A 2,215-nucleotide genomic window follows, 5' to 3' on the forward strand; every position below is an offset into this window, starting at 1 on the left:
AGTGGAGTGATGGTTGATGGCATTGGCAGCAGACAGAATTAGGGAGTCCGCAAGGTGGGGTAATAAGTCCACTGATAGCGAATATCTATCTGGATGCGTTCGATCAGGAGATGCGAAAGCGTGGTCACCGCATAGTGCGCTATGCGGATGATATCTTGATCTTCTGTCGTAGCCGAGCAGGAGCAGAGAATGCGCTTGCTCAGGCGACAAAGATACTGGAAAAAGAGTTGAAACTGACGGTGAATCAGAGCAAATCCCATATAGCACACAGCGAAAATGGGGTGAAGTTCCTTGGCGTCGAAATCGGGGAACAATACACCCGAATTCAGCCCAAGAAACTGGCTCTGTTCAAACAGAAGTTGAAGCAGATGAGCAAACGTAATGGCGGAAAGCCGATAGTGCAGGTCATCAACGAGCTAAATCCCGTTTTACGAGGGTTCAGTCAGTACTTCAGGATCGCCAATACCAGCAGGGAGTTCTCGCGAATAGCAGGATGGTTAAGGCGCAGACTGCGCAGCATCCAGTTAAAATTATGGAAGAAACCGTYACGGYTGCACCGCAAGCTGAAACAGCTTGGTTACAAGCCGCCGTTCAGGTCAATTCAAATGAGTAGCTGGAAAAATGCACAGAGTCCCTTAGCCAGCTATGCGATGCCAAATCAATGGTTTAACGATCTTGGTTTGTTCAATATCGAGCATGTTAAGACAGGGTATGTGTTCAGCAATTATGCTGAATGGAAGTGTGCATGAGCCGTATACGAGGCCCGTACGTACGGTTCTGTAAGAGGGATGAGGCGGCAACGCCTCACCCTACTTGCTGTTTCGATAACGCAAAAATAGCATCATCCATTACATATTCCTTCGAGTTCCTTCCCACAAATTATTTTCTTCTAGCGAAGCACGTTCGCTGTTTTGTCGTTTTCCATATGATCTCAACTGGATGTACTCAATAAAGTGGGGCTATGGCTTAAAGAGTCACGCTGCTATTGGTTTTGTTCGGCTTCGTTAGGGGCTTTTTCGTCAGGAGCAAATGCCATGTTTTGGCCATTTAAAAAATATGATGTTGAGATGTCTCCAGAAGTGCATGGGGTGATCACGCTTGAAAGAGTGCCACAGGAAGGAATGACGGTTGTTCGAGAGTTGTTTTACGAAGGGTATAACAAAGGGAAAGCGATATTGGATGAGACTCAAACCAATGAACAAGGGGAGTTTTCTTTTCCCGCTATGGCCATTCGTTCGAGATTGCCAGGAGCTATTTTTGGCGGAAGCTTAAAAGTCTATCAGCACATTAGCGTTGAATGTCAAAGTGAGAAAAAAGAGATTTGGGGCGTTTGGGCTCCGACTGAAGGAGCCAAATCACTGCGCTGGATGTTGACTCATATTGACTGTGAGCTATCGAACTCTAAGCGTGTTCACGAAGTCGATATATCTCCTGTAGAGGAAAGGCTTGTACCTGTTCACTCCATTTGCGACTGGAACAGCCCGAGCATAAACACATACGTATATGATCAAAGTACAGATACCTATGTACGTTATAAGAAGACGCCGCAGCCCTTGGAAAGTATTTTTAACGCTAAACACAGAGTTAAGTTAGACGCTGAGTAATAGGTTGGTTTGTACACTTTGTGAGCGTTGCTGTGCTTGTTTTTTCGTCAGCGCTTGGTGGGGTGTCATTGAAAGTGATTAAAACTGAAAATTTATATGCTGATTTAATATTTATACTTTTTTGTGAATTGTTGGCTGTTTTTGTGATTACGTTCGCTAAAAATACAGTTAATCGATTAAATAGAGCGCGTTTTTCATTGTTTTTTAGAAAAATTTCCTTGCCCTAGTGGTTGTAATTTATATCTATTTGTAATGTTTTATTAGGAAAGTTTTGTCTTTGAGAATAATTTCGCCGCAACGGCTGGCGCTTACGGGCTAAGTCGAGTGGTGAAAAAATCTATAAAATTGATAGGACAAAATAAAAATGAAAAAAACAGTATTAGCGGTGGCGCTATCTCTTGTTGCTGGTTCTGCGATCGCAGCAGACGTAAACCAAAACGTTTCTGAGCGTGCTCGCGAGTCAATGATCGACCTAATCCTTTCTGGCGAAGAATTCTCTGTTGGTGGTCAAGTGGCTGTCGGTGGTGAGTACCTAGAAGGTCGTAAAGTAAACGGCGAGAAAAAAGAATTTCACAACTACGATGTAACTGGTTTTGATCTATTCATCAACT

Annotated in this window: 2 protein-coding genes and 1 pseudogene; all 3 read left to right on the plus strand. The window is 43.7% G+C overall.

Translation table 11 applies throughout. From position 1 onward, the window contains the following. The first annotated feature begins 89 nt into the window (after window positions 1-89). Window positions 90-749, plus strand: a complete 660-nt coding sequence (locus CIK04_RS08375; protein WP_325205705.1) for a group II intron maturase-specific domain-containing protein — start codon at window positions 90-92, stop codon at window positions 747-749. Window positions 750-1,034: 285 nt separating this feature from the next. Continuing rightward, window positions 1,035-1,604, plus strand: coding sequence for a DUF6795 domain-containing protein (locus CIK04_RS08380; RefSeq protein WP_097353405.1), 570 nt, complete (start codon window positions 1,035-1,037; stop codon window positions 1,602-1,604). Window positions 1,605-1,968: 364 nt separating this feature from the next. Continuing rightward, window positions 1,969-2,215: pseudogene (locus CIK04_RS08385) on the plus strand (porin); the annotation flags it as partial.

It is taken from the genome of Vibrio sp. 03_296 (assembly GCF_002265885.1).